This window comes from Rhodopirellula sp. UBA1907, assembly GCF_002337565.1.
GTDB classification, from domain to species: domain Bacteria; phylum Planctomycetota; class Planctomycetia; order Pirellulales; family Pirellulaceae; genus Rhodopirellula; species Rhodopirellula europaea.
This window is the reverse complement of the sequence record NZ_DDGH01000009.1, coordinates 5290-5545: the sequence shown is the minus strand read 5'-3', so window position 1 is coordinate 5545 and position 256 is coordinate 5290. Positions and strand designations below refer to the sequence as shown.

The 256-nt window shown below is 53.9% G+C and carries 1 protein-coding gene; it reads right to left on the bottom strand.

Annotated elements, in window-relative coordinates; translation table 11 throughout:
- Positions 1–12: 12 nt before the first annotated feature.
- Positions 13–256, bottom strand: a 244-nt coding sequence (locus B2R17_RS02950) for a hypothetical protein (protein WP_286762779.1), incomplete at its 5' end; no start/stop codon positions are given.

The following is a 256-nucleotide window of genomic DNA, read 5'->3' as shown; positions in this document are numbered from 1 at the left end:
AAATGAAATCGCCTAAAGTGCAGATAGAGAACAAAGACGTTTCTTAGCGATCGGTCCTCCGACTGCTCGCAGAGCATGCAAGGCGGCCCGCCGGCAGTCGTATGGAGCGGTTTCGTCGATAGCGAGATCGACAAGTTCCTCATCCAGTTCCGCCAGTTTCCAATCTTCGACACACCGGATGGCAAAGCTGATCAGATCTGCCTCCGATTGCTTGCGGCAAAGTAGCCAATCGCGAATATCCGATTCGGAGTCGGGG